The 21044-nt window shown below is 50.8% G+C and carries 14 protein-coding genes; 9 read left to right on the forward strand and 5 right to left on the reverse strand.

Annotation, left to right across the window (positions count from 1 at the left end; genetic code table 11):
* Positions 1-66: 66 nt before the first annotated feature.
* Positions 67-1020 carry a DUF1835 domain-containing protein gene (locus J0A65_RS15480; protein WP_206595222.1) on the reverse strand — a complete coding sequence of 318 codons (954 nt, stop codon included), beginning with the start codon at positions 1018-1020 and terminating at the stop codon, positions 67-69.
* Between the two features lie 169 nt (positions 1021-1189).
* Here J0A65_RS15480 and J0A65_RS27835 point away from each other — a divergent pair, with 169 nt between their 5' ends.
* From J0A65_RS27835 to J0A65_RS15500, 4 genes are all read left to right on the forward strand, one after another.
* Entirely contained in the window at positions 1190-1996 is an 807-nt protein-coding gene (locus J0A65_RS27835) for a transporter substrate-binding domain-containing protein (RefSeq protein WP_206595223.1), read from the forward strand.
* A 125-nt stretch (positions 1997-2121) separates the two neighbouring features.
* Positions 2122-3804, forward strand: coding sequence for a M20/M25/M40 family metallo-hydrolase (locus J0A65_RS15490; RefSeq protein WP_206595224.1), 1683 nt, complete (start codon positions 2122-2124; stop codon positions 3802-3804).
* 248 nt (positions 3805-4052) lie between these two features.
* Complete coding sequence (locus J0A65_RS15495) at positions 4053-6626, forward strand: TonB-dependent receptor (RefSeq protein WP_206595225.1); 2574 nt, start codon at positions 4053-4055, stop codon at positions 6624-6626.
* A 198-nt stretch (positions 6627-6824) separates the two neighbouring features.
* Positions 6825-7616 (forward strand): siderophore-interacting protein, encoded by a 792-nt coding sequence (locus J0A65_RS15500; RefSeq protein WP_206595226.1) that lies wholly within the window; start codon positions 6825-6827, stop codon positions 7614-7616.
* Between the two features lie 67 nt (positions 7617-7683).
* Here J0A65_RS15500 and J0A65_RS15505 read toward each other — a convergent pair whose 3' ends face one another.
* Positions 7684-9783, reverse strand: a complete 2100-nt coding sequence (locus J0A65_RS15505) for a TonB-dependent siderophore receptor (protein WP_206595227.1) — start codon at positions 9781-9783, stop codon at positions 7684-7686.
* A 244-nt stretch (positions 9784-10027) separates the two neighbouring features.
* On the opposite strand from J0A65_RS15505, the gene J0A65_RS15510 reads away from it, so the two are divergent.
* From J0A65_RS15510 to J0A65_RS15525, 4 genes are all read left to right on the forward strand, one after another.
* Positions 10028-11509 carry a methyl-accepting chemotaxis protein gene (locus J0A65_RS15510; RefSeq protein ID WP_206595228.1) on the forward strand — a complete coding sequence of 494 codons (1482 nt, stop codon included), beginning with the start codon at positions 10028-10030 and terminating at the stop codon, positions 11507-11509.
* Entirely contained in the window at positions 11506-12000 is a 495-nt protein-coding gene (locus J0A65_RS15515; RefSeq protein ID WP_206595229.1) for a DUF6436 domain-containing protein, read from the forward strand. Before J0A65_RS15510 ends, J0A65_RS15515 begins: the two co-directional genes overlap by 4 nt.
* A 147-nt stretch (positions 12001-12147) precedes the next feature.
* Entirely contained in the window at positions 12148-13053 is a 906-nt protein-coding gene (locus J0A65_RS15520) for a DMT family transporter (protein WP_206595230.1), read from the forward strand.
* Positions 13054-13163: 110 nt separating this feature from the next.
* A complete protein-coding gene (locus J0A65_RS15525; RefSeq protein WP_206595231.1) occupies positions 13164-15230 on the forward strand; it encodes an amidohydrolase family protein in 2067 nt (688 codons plus the stop codon).
* 78 nt (positions 15231-15308) lie between these two features.
* On the opposite strand, the gene J0A65_RS15530 is transcribed toward J0A65_RS15525, so the two are convergent.
* The 3 genes from J0A65_RS15530 to ccoG form a co-directional block, all read right to left on the reverse strand.
* The gene (locus J0A65_RS15530; protein WP_232849987.1) at positions 15309-16466 is read right to left on the reverse strand and encodes a nuclear transport factor 2 family protein; all 1158 of its coding nucleotides are present in this window, start codon (positions 16464-16466) and stop codon (positions 15309-15311) included.
* A gap of 85 nt (positions 16467-16551) precedes the next feature.
* Positions 16552-17586, reverse strand: a complete 1035-nt coding sequence (locus J0A65_RS15535; protein WP_206595233.1) for an AraC family transcriptional regulator — start codon at positions 17584-17586, stop codon at positions 16552-16554.
* Between the two features lie 346 nt (positions 17587-17932).
* Positions 17933-19306, reverse strand: a complete 1374-nt coding sequence (gene ccoG, locus J0A65_RS15540) for a cytochrome c oxidase accessory protein CcoG (protein ID WP_206595234.1) — start codon at positions 19304-19306, stop codon at positions 17933-17935.
* Between the two features lie 116 nt (positions 19307-19422).
* Here ccoG and J0A65_RS15545 point away from each other — a divergent pair, with 116 nt between their 5' ends.
* On the forward strand, positions 19423-20832 hold the full coding sequence (locus J0A65_RS15545; protein WP_206595235.1) for an aminotransferase-like domain-containing protein: 1410 nt from the start codon (positions 19423-19425) through the stop codon (positions 20830-20832).
* The last annotated feature ends 212 nt before the right edge of the window (positions 20833-21044 follow it).

Below are 21044 nucleotides of genomic sequence, written 5' to 3' on the forward strand. Positions count from 1 at the left end.
AAAATTCCCACCAGGGCGTGGGATAAATGTAACAAAATGCCAGGCATGCATACCTTAATCAGCCTACTACTCTGTTACAACAATTTGCCCAGTGACGGGATCCCAGCGTGGGCAACCTGTTCTGTTGATATCAAAGGGACCGACCCACCAACTGCCTATATTGGTTTCACTGGTGGGCGTGGCGATACTGACCATACGCATTGGCCAGTCTGTGCGTGATGGCGCTATCTCAATCAGACCTTGCACAGCTGCTTGTTTGAGCAGGGCCCAAAACATCAAATCGCCAAGGTGAGGCAAAGGTTCAAGCTTTAGTGTCAATTCGCGAAATAGCTGCCCACAAGTGCAAGGGCCTTTGTCCCGAAGCATCTGCAAGGTTAACTGTAAGGTCAGGCCAATGCCGCAGTCTGTCCAGGGCAGTTCTTGCATTTGCCGTTTCAGCGCAGCAGCCAAAAACGGCAGTGCTTGTGTGCCCTGACGAATAATGCGGTTTAGCTCGCTCAGATTGCCCTGCTCAAAGGCATACCACAGCTTACTTGCCTCCTGGTACTGAGCGGCAGATACCACCTGACGCTGTTCAGTGTATAGCTGTTCTAGCTGATCCGGGGAAAGCTGACCCAGGCCGATAAATGGTTCGATGCCTGCAAAGGCAGAAATACAAATAAGCTCCAGACGAGTCCCCAGATTGGCATCCGCCAGTCGGGTTAACAAATAGGCAAGGATAAGCTGGTCATAGTTGTCATGCTCAAACCACAAGACGATATGGGCATACTGAGAAACCGAGCAAAGGCGCTTGTACGCTAGCGCTTGTCGCTGTTGCAGGTCAGCCAGGGGTATTTCATAGTGGGTTGACAAGAATGCATTGCGTCTGGCTGTCCAGTCACCGTCACCGCCAACCGGTCCCTGGCAAAAAGGATCAGAAAATTCCAGAAAATCGCCGATAAAGCCGGCTGCCTGAAGGCTTCGTTGAATATCGCTGCCGCAGCGAATATGCAAAGTGTTTGGGGTATCCAGGGTGGTCATGGGGCAGATTGATTTAGGATTGTATGGCCTACAGCGTAGGAGACTGCTTCCGGCTGCTCAAGAAAAATTGCTGGCCTGTGCAAAAAAGCTGGATAAGATTGGATTGTATCCTATACCAGCTTCTATGCTGTTTATAACGCGGCGGGTCGTTTCGATAACTGAGGTGTGCGTGACGCGATATCTAGTGTTTTTTGTGTTTTTACTCTGCGGTTGTCAGGTTTCCCAAACGGTTTCGCCACAGGTGGTTATTTATACTTACCACTCCGATCCCCCATTTTTCCTGCCGGATCAGCCAACCGATCTCAGTCGAGCTTGGGTTGACCGCTTCAATCAGTGGCAGTCTAAAATTCAACTGCGAGTTGAGCACATAGAAAGAGGTGTCTTGAATCAACGGATTGAAGAAGGTAACCCCTACCTTATTTTATGGGCCAATCCGCTGTTCTTTATCAGCCGGGACCCCATGCTTCTCTCGTCTGATACGATTTTTTGGGATGCAGATATTCTGGTTAGCCGTAAGCAGCAGCCAATTGACTATCACAGGCCGCCCGACCTGATTGGTTATCGTTTAGGTGGGCGGCGAGGCTTTTACTATAAAGGGCTGAATGAACTGAGTGATGAGGGCAAGTTAACGCGTATTGATGCTGACAACGATAATCAGAACTACGAGCGGCTGCTCCGGCAAGAGGTTGATTTGTTTATTATGCAGCGCTCAGCTTGGTACTACTGGCGAAGTAACGGCTTGGATGAAACTTTGTTGTATGTGGCCAGTGAGCCTCACGACGGCTATTCCCGCCACGTGCTGGCAAGTGCTGAATATGCGGAATTACTGCGCTTGATAAACGAGTTTATTGCGGTATCCAGGCAAGATGCAATGTGGCGAGCACAACTGATGAAGTGGGGCGTGGAGGGTTTGATGAATCCTTTTGAGCTGGAGTTGGAAGAATTACTGGATGCTGATGTGGACAAGCAAAGATAACGGCGAAGTTAAGGATGGCGTTAAACGTATGATCCGGGATTTGGTCGCAAGTTGCATAGTATCTACTTGATATTCTGGGTAGTCTTCTTGTGAGGTCAAAATAACAATTAAAGGACTACCCGCAAATGAAACGATACTTTCTTCCTTTAGCCTGTTTATCTGTCGGTGCAGTACATGCCGCTGATTTGGATATGGCGAATAAGATCCGCAATGAGGGTTTTTATAATTCTCATGTGATGCATACCTTAGAGCACCTGACCGATAAAATCGGCTCCAGAATTACCAATTCTCCGCAGATGGATGAAGCCAACCGCTGGACCATGGAGCAATTAAAGAGCTGGGGATTGAAGAACGCACATCTGGACCCCTTCGATTTTGGCCGAGGCTGGTCTCATGATTCAGCCAGCATCAATCTGATTGCGCCTCGTGACGAGTCTTTGCACGGTATTCCTGTGGCCTGGACGCCGGGCACGCAAGGCCGCATTGAGGGTGAAGTGGTCATGTTGGATGCGGTGACTGAAGCGGAGTTACAGCAGTATAAAGGTAAGCTGAAAGGTAAAATCCTGTTAATGGGCGATCCACCACCTATCGGCAAACCGAAAACCATTATTTTCGAGCGTCACGACAGCAAAAAGCTCAGCGACCTGAAAGAGTTTGACCCAAGCCGTCCCGCCAGCCACGAAGGCTGGATGACACCAGCGCGTAAAGACAGCCGCCTGCAAAGCTACAACTTCAACAAGGCGTTGGAAGCCTTTTTGGCTAAAGAAAAAGTGGCTGGGGTGATCTATCGTTCCAGCCGCCAGGGTGGTTTGGTCAGGGTATTTGGTAAGAGCCACAGGGTTGGTGAAACCTTCCCGGTACCGGCAATTATCATTGAGCAGGAAGATTACAGCCTGCTACAGCGTATGTTGGATCGCAAGGAAACCCCTAAGCTTGCTCTGGATATCAAAGCCAGGTTCCATGACGAGCATACCGATGCATATAACACCATTGCTGAGATTCCTGGCTCAGACAGTGATCCTGAAATTGTTATGGTAGGTGGGCATCTGGACTCCTGGCATGCCAGTGACGGCGCAGTAGACAATGGCGTGGGTGTTGCTGTGGCGATGGAAGCGGTGCGTATCTTAAAAGCATTGGATGTTCAGCCCAAACGCACTATACGCATTGCGTTGTGGTCGGGTGAAGAGCAAGGTTTACACGGCTCACGTGCCTATGTGGAAGAGCAATTTGCCACCCGTCCAGAGCCAACTGACAAAGCAGAGCGTGCGTTACCCCGCTATTTGTGGAAAAGTCCTGGTTGGCCAATTGAAACCAAGCCTGCCTACGACAAACTGTCTGTCTACTTCAATATGGACAATGGCAGTGGACGATTCCGCGGTATTTATACCGAGGGTAATGTGGCGGTCAAACCCATGTTCAATGATTGGTTCGGCCCTTACACCGACCTGAGCACCGGTGCAATTTCGAATCTGTCCACCGGCGGCACGGATCATGAGTCTTTTGACGATGTTGGTTTGCCTGGTTTCCAGTTCATTCAGGATCCATTGGATTACAGCACCAGGTTGCACCACACCCATATCGACTCTATTGATCACGTCATTGAAGACGACCTTAAGCAGGCCTCGGTGATTATGGCTGGTTTCCTCTATGAAGCCGCGATGGCCGATGAGCGTATGCCGCGTAAGCCTATTCCGGCAGCCCCTTCCAAGCTCAAGCAAGAGCGTCAGCAACTGGAAACTGAAAAAGAGCGCCGCACCCGCGAGCGTGATGCACGTCAAGCCCTGGATACCAAACCCTACGGTATCTGATTATCAGCCTCGCAGCATGTGCTGCGAGGCGTTTTCTCCCAGCAGAATTAGCCACAGCGAGCAAAGCCATTTTGGTTCGTTGAAGGACTGCATCGGCTATTAGTCTCTATTTTCCTGAAGTTTGTCTGGCATCACTGTTTCACTATGAAAAGATAGTTTATTCTCATTGCGATCGAAATGTTGTAATAAATAATTCTTTGTTGTAGCTTTGTTAATGAGAACACGCTGCATTACAGGAAAAGAACATCATGACAATGCGTAAGCACAATAAGATTCTGTTAGCCGTACAAGCGGCTCTGATTGCCGGTGCCCTGCCTGCCCTGGCGCAAGAACAAAAGCAAGCTGAAGCCGAAGTCGAAGTAGTGGAGGTCAAAGGCTTCCGCGGCTCGGTGCAGAAAAGCCTAAATATTAAGCGCTTATCCAGCACCATAGTGGATGCTATTTCAGCCGAGGATATTGGTAAGTTCCCCGATCAAACCGTTGCCGATGCCATGTCGCGTATTACCGGGGTGCAGGTGGAAAAAACCGACGGTGAGAGTGACAAGGTGAGCATTCGTGGTACTGCTCCCCACTTGAATCTGACTCTCTTGAATGGTCAGAATGTGGCGTCTGCCACCGCATCCACCTCCATTTTGACGCCGTCTCGTGGCTTTAACTATTCATTGTTGCCCGCCGAAGTGGTGGAAACCTTGGAAGTGCATAAATCCGCGCAGGCCAAGGTAGACGAAGGCTCTATCGGCGGAACCGTCATTGTGAAAACCCGTAAGCCATTATCAACCGACAAAAACTATCTGGTGCTGTCGGCCCGTGATGCTTATCAGGAAAGTAGCGGTGAGCACAGCCCATTGCTGTCGGGTTTCTATTCCTGGAAGAATGAAGACAGCAACTTTGGTTTGAACGTCGGTGCGGTTTACAAAGACAACAGTATCCGTCGTGACCGCTTAAATACCGCCGGTTTTGTTGAAGCGCAACTTGACGGAAAAACCTTGTATGCCCCCTCTGAGGTCAGAGCTTCCCGCTATGAATCAGATAAAGATCTGAACACGTTTACCGCCACTTTTGAATATGCCGCGACGGATAACCTGAAACTGACCTTCAACAACATGTTATCCAAGGTCGATGTCAGCAATAAACAAGTGGCCAACGGTGCCTATGTGGTTGGTAGTGTCAATGACATCACTAACGCCCAGGTGGTGGGTGACACTATTGTATCTGGTCAGGTGCAGGCCAATGACGCCGACGTAAACTGGGCCAAGGAAGTGCTGTATAGCGCTGGTAGCCACGATGGTAGCTATGAAACCAAAGTGCATGATCTGCATCTGGAATACCGTGGTGACAATTTTACCTGGACCACGCAGTTGGGCCACACCCGAGCGGAAGGGGATATTCAGGATGATCAGGTAGAGTTTCAGTCTTCTGCACTGGTAGGTTTTGATCTTAGCGGCGGTCAGGTTCATTACGACCTGCCCAATGACCTGACACCTGCCGGTTACGGCGGTCTGTATACCCACAGAAACCTGATCAGTAATGCGCAAAAAGAAAGCTATATTCAGACCGACTTCAACTGGTTGCTGGACTCTGAATGGCTGCGCTCTGTGGACGTTGGGGTGAAATACCGCGACCACAACAAAACCTCCGGCTTGTATAAAGTGGTATGGCACCCCAATGATGTAGGGGCCATGACCCTGGCTGACTTCACCGACGGTTCGCTGGTGGACGATTTTATGGGCGAAGGCCGCGAGCAGGCTGACCTGTACCAGTTCCGCTATGCCAGTTGGGATCAGTGGACCGCCACTACGGCACCACTGCGCGAATATGATCATATGCAGTATGGTTTTGATTTGACCGAAAAGACCACCAGTGCCTATGTGCAGGGTAACTTTGCCTTCGATAAGCTAAGCGGTAACCTGGGTGTACGTTATGCACGTACCGATCAGCGCAGCGAAGGGGTGGATTTCTGGATGAAATATACCTGGGATCCGGCGTCCTGGGTGTGGGTACCTGTGATTGTTGAGCGTGATTACTCAGATGTATTGCCCAGCTTAAACCTGAACTATCAGCTTGATGATGATGTGATCATCCGTTTCGCCGCGGCCAAGGTGATGTCCAGACCTGACTACGATCTGCTGACTAGCCGTCGGGGTTATCGTAAGAGTGCCTGGTCCAACCCGAAAAACCCGGGTTTCCAGGGCAATCCTTATCTGGATCCGTACCGTGCCACTCAGTATGACATCTCGGCCGAGTACTATTTTACTAAATCGTCGATTTTGTCACTGGCCTTCTTCTACAAGGACATCAGCACTTATATCGATGAACAGTACTTCCCTGTTATGTTGCCCGATGATGAAGGTAATGTGGACGAGTACAACCTGAAAACACCGGTAAACAGTAACGGTGGGGTAAACCAAGGGATTGAAGTCAACATTCAGCATGACTTTGATAACGGCTTTGGGGTACTGGCCAACTATACCTACGCCGATGCGGATATGGATGAGGAAGGTAAAGAGTTACCCAATAACTCAGAGAATACCTACAATGCCACGGCTTACTACGAGAAAGGGGATATCTCAGTACGTCTGTCATACAACTATCGCGGCAGTTACTACGCCGGGGTGGTAGGGGATATGCGCTGGTATCAGAAAGGCTACGGCCAGTTGGATGCCAACCTAAGCTATAACCTCAATGACAACATTACCTTGTTGCTTCAAGGGGTTAATCTGAGTGACTCCAAGCAGGAAGCAGATGTGGGAGATGGCAATCGCCCTTACTTTATCAATCATTACGGCCGTCGTTTATTCGCCGGTGTGCAGATGAAGTTTTAATCTAACACGACAATAAAAAAGGCCACCTTGAGGTGGCTTTTTTATTGTCGTTAAGATGCATTTCACAGCGGCAAATTGCCATCTTGACTTAATTGAGAATTATTCTCAAAGGTCACAGTGTAAACTAGACGACCATTCGTTAAGCCGACAAAGCGTTGTGTTCGACGCACTGCTTCTCGGCGAATATTGGAGAGAGGTGTGAGTAAGTTATCCCCCATTTCCCTGACCCTACTAAGAAATCAAGAGTTGACCCCGCATATGCGACGGTTGACCCTCAAAGCTCCCTGTGTGGCAGACTTTGAACAGGTGTCGGCCGGCAGCTACATTAAGCTGCTATTCAATAGTTATGGTGGTACAGATCTGACTCAACTAGCAGAGTCGCAACGTCCCGCTATGCGCACCTACAGTATCCGCGCGTTAGACAGACAACGGCAAACTCTGACGTTGGACATTGTGATGCATGGTCAAGGAGAAGAAACCGGCCCCGGGTCAAACTGGGCAGTCAATGCACAAGTCGGAGAGCAGATTGATATGGTTGGCCCTGGGCATCTGGCCAAAAATGCGGCCATCGAAGAGGGCGCTGATTGGTACTTCCTGGTAGGCGACGCCACGGCATTGCCTGCCATTTCCACTTACCTTGAAGCTTTACCAAATAAGGCAGAAGGCCATGCGCTAATATTGGTTAAAAGCCGTGCCGATGCGCAATCTTTAAAGGCACCCAAGGGTATGCAAGTCCAGTGGTGTTATGCGCAGGAAGGGAACGAATTACTGACAGAAACATTGCGCATTGACTGGCTACCAGGCCGGGTTGCGGTATGGGTGGCCTGTGAATTCGATGATATGCGTTTATTGCGCCAGTACTTTCGCAATCAACGCAGTGTGCCCCATCAGGACATCTATATCAGCAGCTATTGGCGACGTGGTAAACCAGAAGACCAGCATGTGATTGATAAGCGCTACGATGCTGAAGCCTATGCGACCAGCCTTTAGGTTGGCGAAGGATAAACTTTAAAGGACAGGTGCCGGGCATAGCATACACCCAGCACGTGCGGCCTGTTTAGTAACGCCAGGTTAGCGAAGCCTGAACCTGTCTTGGGGCACCATAAAATGCCTGATCCCAGTACAGGCTGGCCAGGTGTTTTTTATCCGTCAGGTTGGTAACATTGAGCGCCAGATTCAGATTCTCACTTACATCGTAGCGAACAAATACATCCACTAACGCATAGCCTGGCTGCTCCCGGCTTTGAGTTGGCTGCGCCGCAGTATAGATATCATCCTGCCATTTTACACTCGCCCCCACCGATAGTTCTGGCAAGGCTTTGGGGTAGTAAACACCAGACAGCTTAGCCATGTTACGTGGCACATAAGTGCGAACCTGCTGGCCTTCATGACCTTCTACGCTGTTTAACCAGGTGTAACCAAAGCTGACATTAAACACGTCTGCGATGGAACCAACCAATTCAAGTTCAGCACCATCAGATTGATAATCCAGGCCATGGTAAGTGTTTACACCATTATTGACGGCGGCAAATTCGCCAACATTTTTCAAATCGGCGCGAAACAGCGCCAGGGTGGCGGTGGCATTGTTATTCAGATTGAACTTGGCACCTATCTCGGCATTGTTGCCTTTGGCTACGCCCAGTGCTTTAAAGTCGGGGTCAACAAAAGATTGGGGGGTAAATACTTCACTGTAGCTGGCATACAACGCCATGCTGTCATTCAGTTCATACAAGCCGCCAACATAAGGGACTGTCTCGGTGGCATCAGAACTTGAGTCTGTACCATAGCTATAGCCATGCTGAGCTACCGACATAGTGCGGGCACCTAGTAACAAAGAGAATGCGTCGCTTAAATGCAGGCGGGTTGCCAGGTAAACCGAACGGTGGATTTGCTTATCCTGATGCCCACTGCTGTATGGATCTGAGGGATCAAATTCGCCAATTTGGGTTTTTCCCTCTGCCCAGTCAGCGCCCAGCATGGCACCGCTGAATTCATTGTCGTAAAACGACTGACCAAAGAGCTCAATGTGAGCGTAGTTTATCCCGGCCATCAGTTCGTGTTGGCGACCGAACAGGTTGTAAGTACCGCTTAAATACACATCGGCGATACGCTGCGTTTCATCCAGGTCATACTGATTCGGCAGGCCTATCATGCCAAGGCCTGTTTGCTTATCTGGCGCACCATATACGTACATCACAGCCGAATCCTGCACTACTTTGTTGTGGCTAAGCAGCACATTCAGACTCCAATTATCGCTAAGCTGATGGCGCAGTTCAGCAAAAGTCTGGCTGTTTTTTACATCTCGGTAGGCCCATTCGGGGGCGGTACTGGTAGACACATCAAAATCGGTCGGGCTTCCATCACTGTAAAAAAGCGGCAGGGCACCAGATAAACTGCCGTCTACTTTATTCAGATTGTAACTATGGCCAAGGGTAACGGCAGTATTGGCGTTAAACAGGTATTCGCCCACTACATAGATCAGGCTGTTATCGTCTTGTTTGCGATCCAAATAGGAATCGGCTTGCTCTTTTACCACCACAGCGCGGCCGTTTAGGTTATCGCTAAGGCTGCCTGATACATCTCCTTCAAAGCGTAAACGACTATCTGAGCCTGCTGACAGGCTGGCATAACTGCTTAGCTGCTCGTTTGGGCGTTTGCGTAGGTAGTTAACAGTGGCTGAAGGATTGGCCAACCCTGTAACCAAGCCTGCCGCTCCTTTGAGCACTTCCACCCGTTCAAACACCGCCGTATCTGGGTTGCCATGAGATAAACCGGCAGAAAAGGGTACGCCGATACCGTCGTACTGAAAATTCACCACGTCGAAACCGCGGGCGGTGTAGTAGATCCTATCGGTTTCCACCTTTTCCACTGTGACCCCAGGGGTGTATGCCAGCAAGTCGTTGACCGAACGCAGGGCAAAATCGTCCATCTGTGGTCGAGATACCACGGTAACGGTTTGCGGGGTTTCATAAACAGTCAAGTCGAGCTTGGTTGCCGAGCGGCTGGCTCCCTGATTACCGTAAACTTGAATAATTTCTACCTTGTTTGCCTGTTCCGCTATGGTGTCGGCAAAGGTGGTGGTGCTCATTGCACAAGAGGCGATTAAGGCAAGTTTTACCGCTTGCGCTGTGGTACTGAGTGTCGGTTTTTTCTGCATAGCTGTGTTTGTGGTCATCTAATTTAAGATGAGCGGGATCATATTCAATTACCTCTTTTGTGTAAATAAGAATGATTATCAATAATTTAATTTGAGGCGTCTAAGAGCTTTGATTTTCCTCAAATGTTCTAAAATTAAATTCGCTTATATTCTGAGCTGAAGGATCTGAACTACAGCAATTGGCGTATAAGCCGATTAAGGAATAGCATCAGTAGCCGCCATTCACATGTTTTGAGGTTTTGCCATGTATTGGAATAAAACGTCGCATCCTTTGTTCTTCATCATCTTCAGTCTGTTGGTAATGGAGACATTGCTGTTGGCGTTCTGGTATGACACCTGGGGTGTGGCACTGCTTATCGGCTTACCACTGGCTGCCATGCCTATGGCTGCAATGAAGTGGAATGGTGATTCTGCCAGTACCCCTCATGTGGTGGCTATTGCGTTGATGTTGTTTACCGCTCTGCATATTCATCAAAGTAATGGCTTACTGGAATTCCATTTTGAAGTCTTTGCTTTTATGGCTTTCCTGTTGGTTTACCGTGATTGGAAAGTTCTGGTTACCGCGGTTCTGGTGGTGGCTGTCCATCACATCGGCTTTTTTGCCATGCAAACCAATGGGTTGCCACTGATGGTACTGGAGGAAAGCCATGCAACCTGGGGGCTTTTGATTTTACATGCGGTTTTCGCCGTGACCGAGGCCATTATTCTTGGCTTGGTGGCAGAGCAAAGCCGTAAGGAAGGCATGGCGGGCATGCACCTGCGTGCCAGTATTGAGCAAATGCTGGCAGAGCCAGAGCAGATTCGCCTGAAACAGGCGCTTGCCTACTGTCAGACACATAATCTGGCAGCCTTTGGTGGTTTTTTGCAGACCCTGAATGAGCAAATAGAGAAGGTTACGCACGAAACCCGGCATCTGGAAGCACAGTCTGACACGCTAGCTAATCTGACCCAGGAGCTGCATGCCTCTGCCAATACCCAGAAATCTACAGCCATGGAGGCGTCACAAACGGCCGAAGCCTTGGCTGATGATATGGCTAATTTAAGTGACAGCGTGCAAAGCCTTAGCAAGTTGATTGATTCCGTGGTGGAAAAAAACGCCGATGTTAATCTGGCCCTGAAAACCTCATCGGCCAGTGCAAACAATCTGGTCTCCCAGTTCCAGCAAAGTCGCGGTCAGATCGCGCAGTTGCAGCAGGTGGGAGATCGTATTGTTGATGTGCTCAATTCCATTCAGGGCATTGCTGATCAAACCAACCTACTGGCCTTGAATGCAGCGATTGAAGCCGCTAGGGCTGGCGAGCAGGGACGGGGCTTTGCGGTGGTGGCAGACGAAGTCAGGGCGTTGGCGGGCAAAACCAAAGACGCCACCTTAGTGATCGCGCAGCAGACCACTGAGCTACGCCAGGTTGTGGGATCCACTGTGGATGCTTTCGCGCAGTCTGAACAGCAAGTGTCGCAGATGAGCGATGATATCAGTAAGAGTACCAAGCTGATTGAGGAAGTAGACCAAGCAATGGGGGATGTGCAAGGGGTGACATCCAAAGTGGAATATAGCGCAGAGCACGGCGCCAAATTTGCCGCCGATGTCTCCGATATGTCGGTGCGCCAGCAAGAAGCCATCAGTGCCGAACTACAAGCCATTGAGGAGGCCACTGTCATTGCCGGGCAGGTGGCGCAGTCTGCCGATGTATTGTTCAATCAGGTTAAGGCCTTTGATAGCCAGTGAAGCGTGCATGGTTATGGCCAGTGACTATCGGTATCTGGCTGCTCTATATGCTAGGGGCGTTTTTTCTGATGGGCGACAGGCATTTGCGCTGGTTTGACCCAGAGCAGAAACTGACCGCACAGCAAAGTGCCCTGCAAGCTTATATTGCCGATTTACCCGACAATACAGTTATCGAGTTTGTTGAGCCTGGATGCTACTGCAACCCCTTTTCCAGCGAGCATCGTGAGGAACTGCGGCACGACTTTGCCAAGCAGGGAAAAACCTTGCGGGTGGTAACGCCAGGAGACGAGGAGCGTGCCTGGCTGCCTTCTGCCCCGGCGGTTCTGGTTGTTGGGGAAAACAAGCAGATTGTGTATTTGGGCCCTTATAGTGCTGGATTATATTGCAGTGCGAATAACAGTTTTGTGGTGGCAGCGGTAAATAACTATCAGCGTGCCGGACTTGCGACGGGCATTCTGGATGATGCCCAGGGCTGCTACTGTCGCCTTTAACTGGCAACTCACCAGACCTAATTGCCCTGGCGGTTATTCATTTAGGTCAAGCCACCCAGACATTCTGTGCTAAGCCTTTGATTGCGCTGACTCTGGCCCTGCGCCATTATGCCTGTCCGACAAGAAGCGATTTATGGATGGTGGTGATTGCAGCAGGCCGATGTACCTGAACGTTTTGGTGTGAGCCTGGCCATTCTGGCCGCCTTTGGCTTTTCCTTCAAAGCCATATTCGTCAAGCTGGCGTACGCCAGTGCCGAGGTCGATGCGGTGACCTTGCTTACCCTGCGAATGCTATTTGCCTTTCCGATTTTCTTTATTGTCGGCTTTTCGGCGCTGCGCGGTGGCCCGGCGTTAACCAGAAAAGACTGGCTGTTGCTGGTATTGCTTGGGTTGGCTGGCTACTACGGCGCATCCATTTTGGACTTTATGGGGCTGGCTTATATCACCGCAGGGCTGGAACGTTTAATCCTCTTTACCTATCCCACCCTGACGATTTTGCTCGGCGTGCTGTTCTTGGGTAAGCGCTTTGACCGGCGATTGGTATTGGCACTGCTGCTTTGTTCTATGGGCATTAGCCTGGCATGTGCCACGGATTTTGGTTCGTCAGACGATGATTCAGCCGTGCTTACCGGCGTTTTACTGATTTTTGGCTCGGCTTTGGCCTATGCCTTCTACAGTGCATTTTCTGAAGTCTCAATAAAACGCCTTGGCTCAATGCGCTTTTCAGTACTGGCCATGTTGGTCTCTATTTTGGCCGTACAAACCCACTTTCTGCTGGTAAATCCGCTGGAAAACTTAATTCAGCCCATGCCCGTCTACCTGTATTGTGCTGCGATGGCTGTATTCTCCACTGTGCTGCCGGTGTTCTTTCAGTCTGCCGCCGTGCGACGTATCGGTGCTCCGCGAACCGTGTTGATTGGCACTCTGGGACCGGTTCTCACCTTGTTTTTCAGTTGGCTGATCCTGACCGAACCCCTGACTTTACTGCAATTGGTGGGTACTGCCCTGGTGATTATCGGGGTTATGGTGGTGAACAAACCCAAGCGAAGCTAGTACAAGTATCGGAGCCCCCTTAGCTTGCCAGCCTTGCAAAGCCTTGTACCTAAACAAAATATGCTTATACACTGAGGACTTACTGAAACTGATTAAGTCGGGAGTGTGCCATGCGTATTGTGACTCTGGGGATCTTACTGAGCTTGCTGGCCGGGTGTTCCAAACCGCCAGTGACGGATGTGGCCAAAAGCCAGCCGGACACCGCAAAGGTTCAGCAGGAACAACGTTTTAATGTGCTATTAAACGGTAATGTGGTGGGACACTTGTACGCCACGCAGCAGGGCAATGACATCAGCATCGACTTCGACTTCAAAAGCAATGGTCGGGGGCCTGCCTACAAAGAGCAGATAAGCCTGAATGACCAGGGCATTCCTCAGAGCTGGCAAATAAGCGGCAACACCACCTTCGGTAATCCGGTAGAAGAGCAAATGCAGATCCATGCCGGGCAAGCCACCTGGCGTGACGCTACAGGTCCGGGAGAAGCCAGAGTAGAGAGCAGTGCTCTCTACGTGCCGCAAAACAGCAGCCCTTATCAAGCCTACATAATGACAAGGGCCTTGATGAATACCGAAGGCAAACGCATGGCAGCGCTGCCGGCTGGTACCATGCGCCTGACTGCACTGGAAACCTTAACCTTGGATAACGACAAGGGGCCGGTGACACTCAATACCTTTGCACTAAGCGGTGCGCAGTTGGATCCCGACTATTTGATCCTGGACGATAAGAAGCAGTTTTTTGCCTATATTACACCACGCCTGATTGTGATCCGCGAAGGCTATGAAGCCGATGAAGCCAAGCTGCGCCAATTATCGGCCAAGTATTCCACCGAACGTTTTGAGGCTATTCAATCTGAATTTGCTCATCAATACCAAGGGGCGGTGCGGATCCGCAATGTGCGGGTTTTTGAACCTCAAACCTTAAGCCTGAGTGCGCCAGTCTCTGTGCTGGTTGAGGGCGAAAAAATTGCTGCCATTGAGCCATTGGAGATGGCCACCCAGGCCGGTGAAACCGAAATTGATGGTGCAGGTGGCACCTTAGTGGCAGGACTGTATGAGATGCACAGCCATACCGGTGACGACGATGCGCTGATGAATGTGCTGGCCGGTGTTACCACAGTGCGAGATATGGGCAATGCCCTGGAAGTACTGGATGAACTTAAAGGTAAAATCGACAGTGGTGTACTGGCGGGCCCGCGTATTACCCGCTACGGCATGATTGAAGGCAAAAGCCCATCCAATAACAACAACGGTATTTTGGTTGCGAGTCAGGAACAGGCCATTGAAGCGGTACATACATATGCCAAGCACGGTTTTGAAGGGATAAAACTCTACAACAGCATGAAAGGGGAGTGGGCTCCGGCTATTGCCGAGGAAGCCAAACGCCTGAATATGCGGGTAACAGGTCATGTGCCAGCGTTTTCTAACGCCAATGCCATGATCCGCGCTGGTTTTGATGAAATGACCCACATCAATCAGGTGATGCTGGGTTGGGTGTTAAAGCCCGATGAAGACACTCGTACCTTATTGCGGCTGACTGCGCTGGACCGCTTGCCAGCATTGGATTTGACCAGCCCGGCGGTACAGGAAACCCTGGATTTGATGGTGGAGCATAATGTTACCATCGACCCCACCCTGGCTATTCACGAATATCTTTTGTTGTCGCGTAATGGCGAGACCCGTGCCGGAGTGAGAGACTATATCGAGCATATGCCGCCAGGCGTGCAGCGCAGCGCCAAGGTGTCACTGGCAAAAATTGCCAGCCCGGAGCAGGACCAAGCGTACCGCGGTGCCTACGAGCAAATCCTGACGGTGCTAAAAATGATGAAGGAGCGGGGCATCAAACTGTTGCCTGGTACCGACCTGGGCGGTGCATTTAACCTGCATCGGGAGCTGGAGCTTTATGAGCAACTGGGCTTTAGCCCGGCCGAACTGCTAAAGCTTGGCAGTTATGATATGGCTAATTACCTGGGCCATAGTGACCGCGGCAGTATTGAGCCGGGTAAACTAGCGGACTTCTTTTTAGTGCCAAGTAATCCGACTGAAAATATCAATGCCATTAAGACCATCAGCCTGGTGTCTCGCGGTGGCGTATTCTATTACCCCAGCGAGGTGTATCCGAGCTTTGGTATTAAACCCTTTACCGATATTCCCAAGGTGCAAGGGCCCGCCAGCTTGTAATTCAAAAGGGCTGAACAGGCTGGCGACGGCGTTTTCATATCGCCAGTCTGTTCCCCCATGAGTTAAGTCACAATCGCCTTAGTTGGCTGTCTCCTTTGTCAGGATATCGATCATGGCTTTGGCTACCCCGGCCGATGACAGGTAGTTTTGCCCGGTGATGATCCGTCCATCGATTTCAATATGTGCGGTATTGCGCGGGCTGTACAGGAAGGTGCCACCGCGCTCTTCAATGGTTTTAGTAATAAGAAACGGGAATTCTTGGAAGTAAGGCCTGTCCTGATGCTCATACTCGTCAGGATAACCGCTGATACGTCGTCCCTTGACCAGGTATTCACCGTTTTTCAATCTAAGGTGGGCAATACCGGCGGTGCCGTGGCAAACCGCAGAGATAATGCCGCCATGTTGTTCATAGATGGCCATGCTGATTTTTTGCAGTTGTGGATGGTCAGCTACCCCATACATGGCGTTGGTGCCGCCCACGTAATGGACGGCCCGGTAGTCTTGTGCCACCACTTGCTCAGGTTTCAGGGTATGGCCAATGGCATACATAAAGTCGCTGTTGTACAGATACTTTTTGTGCATGGGTTCCGAGGTATTGATGTACGCCAGTGGCAACGCGCCACCTTCTGGACTGACAAAGTCTACGCTGAAGCCTGCTTTGGCAAATTCGTCGTAAGCATTGACGATTTCCGAGAAGCTAACGCCGGTAGGCAGGTTGGAATCGCCATGAAAGTGTGCGCTGGATAGAATAAACAGGATGCGTTTGCCATTATGCGGGCTGGCTTCGCCCACCGCGCTTTTGCTTAAGATCTGCCACACCCCATCGAGCTTTTTCAGTAAAAACATATCGATATAGCGCTGCTGCCTGGCTGGCATCAGGATTTCGGCTTTTACTGTGGCCAGGTTGCCTTCCCTGTCTATATGCAGAACACGGCCAAGACGCCCGTTGAACTTGCCCTGATTAGCCTCCTTGTACCAATTGATATAGTCAATGGCCGATACTTCCCAAAAGGGCGTGTCCGGCTTTTCCAGATACAAGCGGGCCTGGCTATGAAAGGCTTGTTTTAGTCTGGCTTTATCGCTGTAAGCACTGCCGTGGAAATAATGTTGGATGGCGGTTTCTATGGCTGCATGTTCTGTTGCTGCGGTTAATTCTGCGTCTGACCTGGCTGCTGCCACCTGTGTATAGGTGAGCAAAATCAGCCAGGTGATAAGTGCGAATAATCGATGTTTCAAAATAGTACCCTCCGTTAAAGTGGCTGGCCACGTTAACGAAAAGGCCTTGAAAAACACTACGAAATGATAATTCCGTAGTGTCGAATTATGCTTTCGAAGCCTTAGCTGGTGTGAGCTGGCGGAATTTGGCCGGAGTGGTGCCGGTAAATTTCTTAAAGGCCGAGTAAAAGGTGGAAAGGGAGTTGTAACCCGAGGCATCGGCGATATCTTCTGCACTTAACGAGGCATCTGACAGCAGCAAAGACTTAGCATGCTCAATACGTTTTTCATTCAGGTAATGGGGGAAGGACATAGCCAGATTGTCGTTAACAAACTGCGATAATCTGGAGGTGTTAGTGCCCAGGCGCTTGGCCAGTTGCGCCAGGGTCAGGTTGGGATTTAGATATAGCTGCTCGTCGTGCATCAATTGGTTAAGCCTGACCAGCATTGCGGTGGCATCATCATGCGGAATTTTTTTATCCTGATAGCGGTGTTGTTGCTGTTCCCGGCGGGCAAGAACCGCCATCATTATGCTCAGATACAAGATCAGCGAAAAGCTCAGTGCACCACTGATATAAGAGGTATAGGCACCCGTGAAGTAGGCAAGCCAGATCACCGCCGTGCCCAGCCATACACTTAAACAAAGTGTCTGTGGGTTGGATAAATCCAGCGGCTTTTGCCTGACTTGCTGCAGTAAGGGGCTAACGTGCAGCAGGCTGAGTAGCAGGTAAAACAGCCACACATAATTCACCACTTTATACAGCACATCACCCCAGAGTGGGGCGTGGGTGTGATATGGATAAAGCACGCCGATAATGAGGATGGCCGACAGTGGCACCAATACATGGAGCCAGCGAGACTTGGGAAGGGGGGCCTGATGGCTTATCGACTGGCAATACAGATATAAAAAGGGCCCAATCAGCAAACAGGCAGACAGCCCAATTTGCAGGAAGACTTTGGCAAGATCCGGCGAGAAATAGAAAAACACCGACTTACCCACACGAATGCTAAGCATCAGCAGCAGACCACCAAGTAGCACGTCACTTTGGCTGCGGTGAGCTTTGCTTAGCAGGTAACCTACCAGCAATAAGGCGTTAAATACCCCCAGGGCGCTAAAAAAGAAAAGCAGTTGTCCTGTCATCAGTGTGTTCAAATTATTCTTATGGCTGAAGCGGTGGTTTTCGCCGACAACTATATATTCTGGAGCGGGCAGGGCAACCGTAAAGTGTAACGGGCTATATAGGTTTCACTGCGCAAGTGGCAAGTCTCTGACTAAGCGGGGGAAGCCAGTTTATTAACATGGAGCCAAACGGCTGGCCTGCTGAGCCAGATAAAATAGGATGTTTAACCCCGCCTCTATGCCAACAACGCATCCGAGTTGAGCCTGACTGTTTAGGTATTTGCGGGAATGCTGAGGGGATTTTATATCTTTTATATTCAGGGCTTTGGGGCAGGTGTTCTGCCCCTTTACCCAGTTAAAGCAGTGGCTACCAGGCACCGCTGCCAGCGTAGAAGACAGTGTCCCGGGCCTGAGATTCGCCGCTGGTAAGTTCTTCTATATAAAAGTGAATGTCGTTTTTCTCCTGCTCTGGCGCATCCGGTACCGACACCGCCAGTACAGTGGTAGCGTGTTCTCCGGCGCCCACTTCAATCTGAGTTGGGCCTTTAATCTGCAGATCTTTGAGGCCATCCACACGAATACTGTAGTGCTTGGGGTGCTGGGATTTATTCAGGGTTTTCAGCACGAACGTGTTCTCTATATCGCCCAGGTTGTTGATGCGGTACAACGACTGGCGATCGCGGCTTACGCTAACTTCAAAGTCATAACGGTGCGTGGCCCAGACAAACATCATGGTTAACGTCAGCAGCACTGCGGCACCATAGCCAAGATGGGCGGGCCAGTTACTTTTACTGCCTGCTTCAACCGCATAGCGGATCAGCCCTCTGGGGTAGTTGAATTTATCCATGGTGGCGTCACAGGCATCCACGCACAGTCCACAGTTGATGCAGGCGTATTGCAGGCCGTCGCGAATGTCGATACCCACCGGGCACACCTGGACGCACAGGTTGCAGTCGATGCAATCACCGGCACCTTTGGGTTTTGCCACCCCACGCTTTCTTGGCCCGCGCGACTCACCGCGGGCTGCATCATAGGCCACCAGTTTGGTGGACTTGTGGAACATGGCAGACTGAAAGCGCGAGTAGGGGCAGATATGCTGGCACATTTTCTCGCGCAGCCAACCGCCGTTGATATAAGTACAGACCGCAAAGAACCATACCCAGCCCTGGATAAGCAGGCTGGCCTCTAAGGTAAAAAATTCGGAGTACAGTTGCCTGGCCGGTACAAAGTAGGAAATAAACACCAGCGCCGTACCCATAGATAGGGCAATCCACAAGCTATGCTTGAGGCTCTTCTTGGCGAGTTTCTGGGTGCTCCAGGGCTGGCTATCCAAGGTGCGGCTGTGGCTGTGACTACCTTCCACCCGGCGTTCAACCCAGTTGAACATTAGTGTCCACACCGTTTGCGGGCAGGCGTACCCACACCAAACCCGGCCGTACAGCTGGGTGATATAAAACAACATAAAGGCACCGAGGATAAACAGCAGCGCGAATATCGCCAGGTCGTGCGGGTACAAGGTGACGGAAAATACCGTCAGGGTCTGCTGCGCGATATCGAACTGTATGGCCTGTCGGCCGTTGAATTGCAGCAGCGGCAGCAGCACAAACATCCCGACTAGCAGGAAGTTCAAATAGCGGCGGATGCGCTGGAATCGGCCGCTTTGCTCTCGGATGTAAATCTTGGCTGGCGAGGCAGGCACCTTAAGAATAATGTGCTGCTCAGCGATGGATGAATTATCCATGTTACCCCCACAGGATCTGGTGAAAGACCCGCGAAAGTGTAAGGATTAATTCTGTCTGTAATAGATACAATAAAGTAAATTACAATAGGTACAGATTGGATAGATGACCCACGCGCATGACGAGTTTTATATACGAGCAATTGGCCCGGCGTTTTAGCGAACAGATTCACACCGGACTTTGGCGCCCGCAGCAGCGTCTGCCGTCTATCCGCCAGTTGAGTGAGCAGTTTGGGGTGGCCAAGATCACCGTCCAGCATGCTCTGCATAAACTCGAAGCCAGCGGGTTGGTGGAAGCCCGGCCACGCTCCGGCTATTTTGTTTGCCAGCGTCCCATCCCGGCTGCGCCATCGTCTAAACGCTTGCTGAGTACTGAGCCGAGCCTGGTGAATATGCCGCTGATTTTTCAGGACATTATGGCCAGAAGTGCGGCTTTTGATCTGTGCCCTGGCGCGCCCTTTAGCGAACCGACCAGCCACTTGTTGCAGCTTAATCGCCATATCGGCAGGGCGATGCGCCAACAACCGCTACATAAAGCGATGTACTACACCGGCCCCCAGGGCAGCTCTGCCTTAAGAGAGCAAATCGCACTGCTTTATCAGGGGCGTGGCTGCCCGCTCGATGCGGAGGCACTGTGTATTACCGCGGGTTGTCAGAACAGCCTGTTTCTGGCCTTGATGAGCTGTTGCGAACCCGGTGATACGGTGGCAGTGGAAAGCCCGGCTTTTTATGGGGTGCTGCAGTTACTGCAACAGTTACGGCTGAAAGTGGTGGAGATCCCGGTGTCGCCCACCTTGGGCTTGAAAGCCGCGGATCTGGAAGCTGTGGTGCGCAAATGGCCGGTGAAGGCCTGCGTTATCACCGCCAGTTTTGCCACCCCCACGGGGGCGTCGATTCCCGGCGAGGAAAAACGTCAGTTGGTGGCACTGGCAGAGCAATATTCACTGACCCTGATTGAAGATGATATCTACGGCGACCTGGGTTTTCACTTTCGTCCCGAACCGCTTAAAGCCTTCGATAAACAGGGCAATGTGATCTTATGTAGTTCTATTTCCAAATCGCTGTCGCGGGATTTGCGTTTAGGCTGGATAGCTGGTGGCCGCCACCATGACAAAATTGTGCACTTAAAGCTGATTAACCAACTGGCCAGCGGTCAGGCCATACAGGAAGGGCTGGCGAGCTTTATGGCCGAAGGACATTACAAACGCCATCTGCTGCAATATCGCCAGCAACTTAAGCGCCAGCGCGACGACTTACTCAAGGCCTTAAACGAGCTGTGGCAATTTCCTTTCCGTTACACTGTGCCAGAAGGCGGCATTGCGCTATGGCTGGAACTGCAAAAACAGCAGGACACCAGCCGCTATTACCAGCCGCTGCTAAAGGAAAACATTGTGATTACCCCCGGTGCACTATTCTCCACCCAAGGGCATTTTAACAACTACCTGCGCCTAAGCTTCGCTCACCCGGCTACAGGCCCAAGGCACCAGGCCCTGGCCAGATTGGCTGGGGTGTTTGCTGGTAGGGGATAAGTTGTTGGCAAAAAAGATGAAGCTGACTTGCAGCGTGGTTTATCTTTTGTGCTTGAAGTGAGTGATGGGGCAGGGTTTCAAGTGTTCTGAATAATCCTCTAATCAGCCTCGCGGATCAGCTACAGCTATTACGCTGTAAGTGAGATCCAACAAGCTGATCGGAGGCTGACATGAACTACTATAGCGCAATAGATCTTCATTCCAACAATAGC

The organism is Bowmanella yangjiangensis (assembly GCF_017255015.1).
Classification (GTDB): domain Bacteria; phylum Pseudomonadota; class Gammaproteobacteria; order Enterobacterales; family Alteromonadaceae; genus Bowmanella; species Bowmanella yangjiangensis.

What these genes read in the sequence shown, in the direction of transcription:
- J0A65_RS15480 (WP_206595222.1), bottom strand. Translation starts at nt 1,020, where the DNA reads ATGACCACCCTGGATACCCCAAACACTTTGCATATTCGCTGCGGCAGC.
- J0A65_RS15490 (WP_206595224.1), top strand. Translation starts at nt 2,122, where the DNA reads ATGAAACGATACTTTCTTCCTTTAGCCTGTTTATCTGTCGGTGCAGTA.
- J0A65_RS15495 (WP_206595225.1), top strand. Translation starts at nt 4,053, where the DNA reads ATGACAATGCGTAAGCACAATAAGATTCTGTTAGCCGTACAAGCGGCT.
- J0A65_RS15505 (WP_206595227.1), bottom strand. Translation starts at nt 9,783, where the DNA reads ATGCAGAAAAAACCGACACTCAGTACCACAGCGCAAGCGGTAAAACTT.
- J0A65_RS15510 (WP_206595228.1), top strand. Translation starts at nt 10,028, where the DNA reads ATGTATTGGAATAAAACGTCGCATCCTTTGTTCTTCATCATCTTCAGT.
- J0A65_RS15525 (WP_206595231.1), top strand. Translation starts at nt 13,164, where the DNA reads ATGCGTATTGTGACTCTGGGGATCTTACTGAGCTTGCTGGCCGGGTGT.
- J0A65_RS15535 (WP_206595233.1), bottom strand. Translation starts at nt 17,586, where the DNA reads ATGACAGGACAACTGCTTTTCTTTTTTAGCGCCCTGGGGGTATTTAAC.
- ccoG (WP_206595234.1), bottom strand. Translation starts at nt 19,306, where the DNA reads ATGGATAATTCATCCATCGCTGAGCAGCACATTATTCTTAAGGTGCCT.
- J0A65_RS15545 (WP_206595235.1), top strand. Translation starts at nt 19,423, where the DNA reads ATGACGAGTTTTATATACGAGCAATTGGCCCGGCGTTTTAGCGAACAG.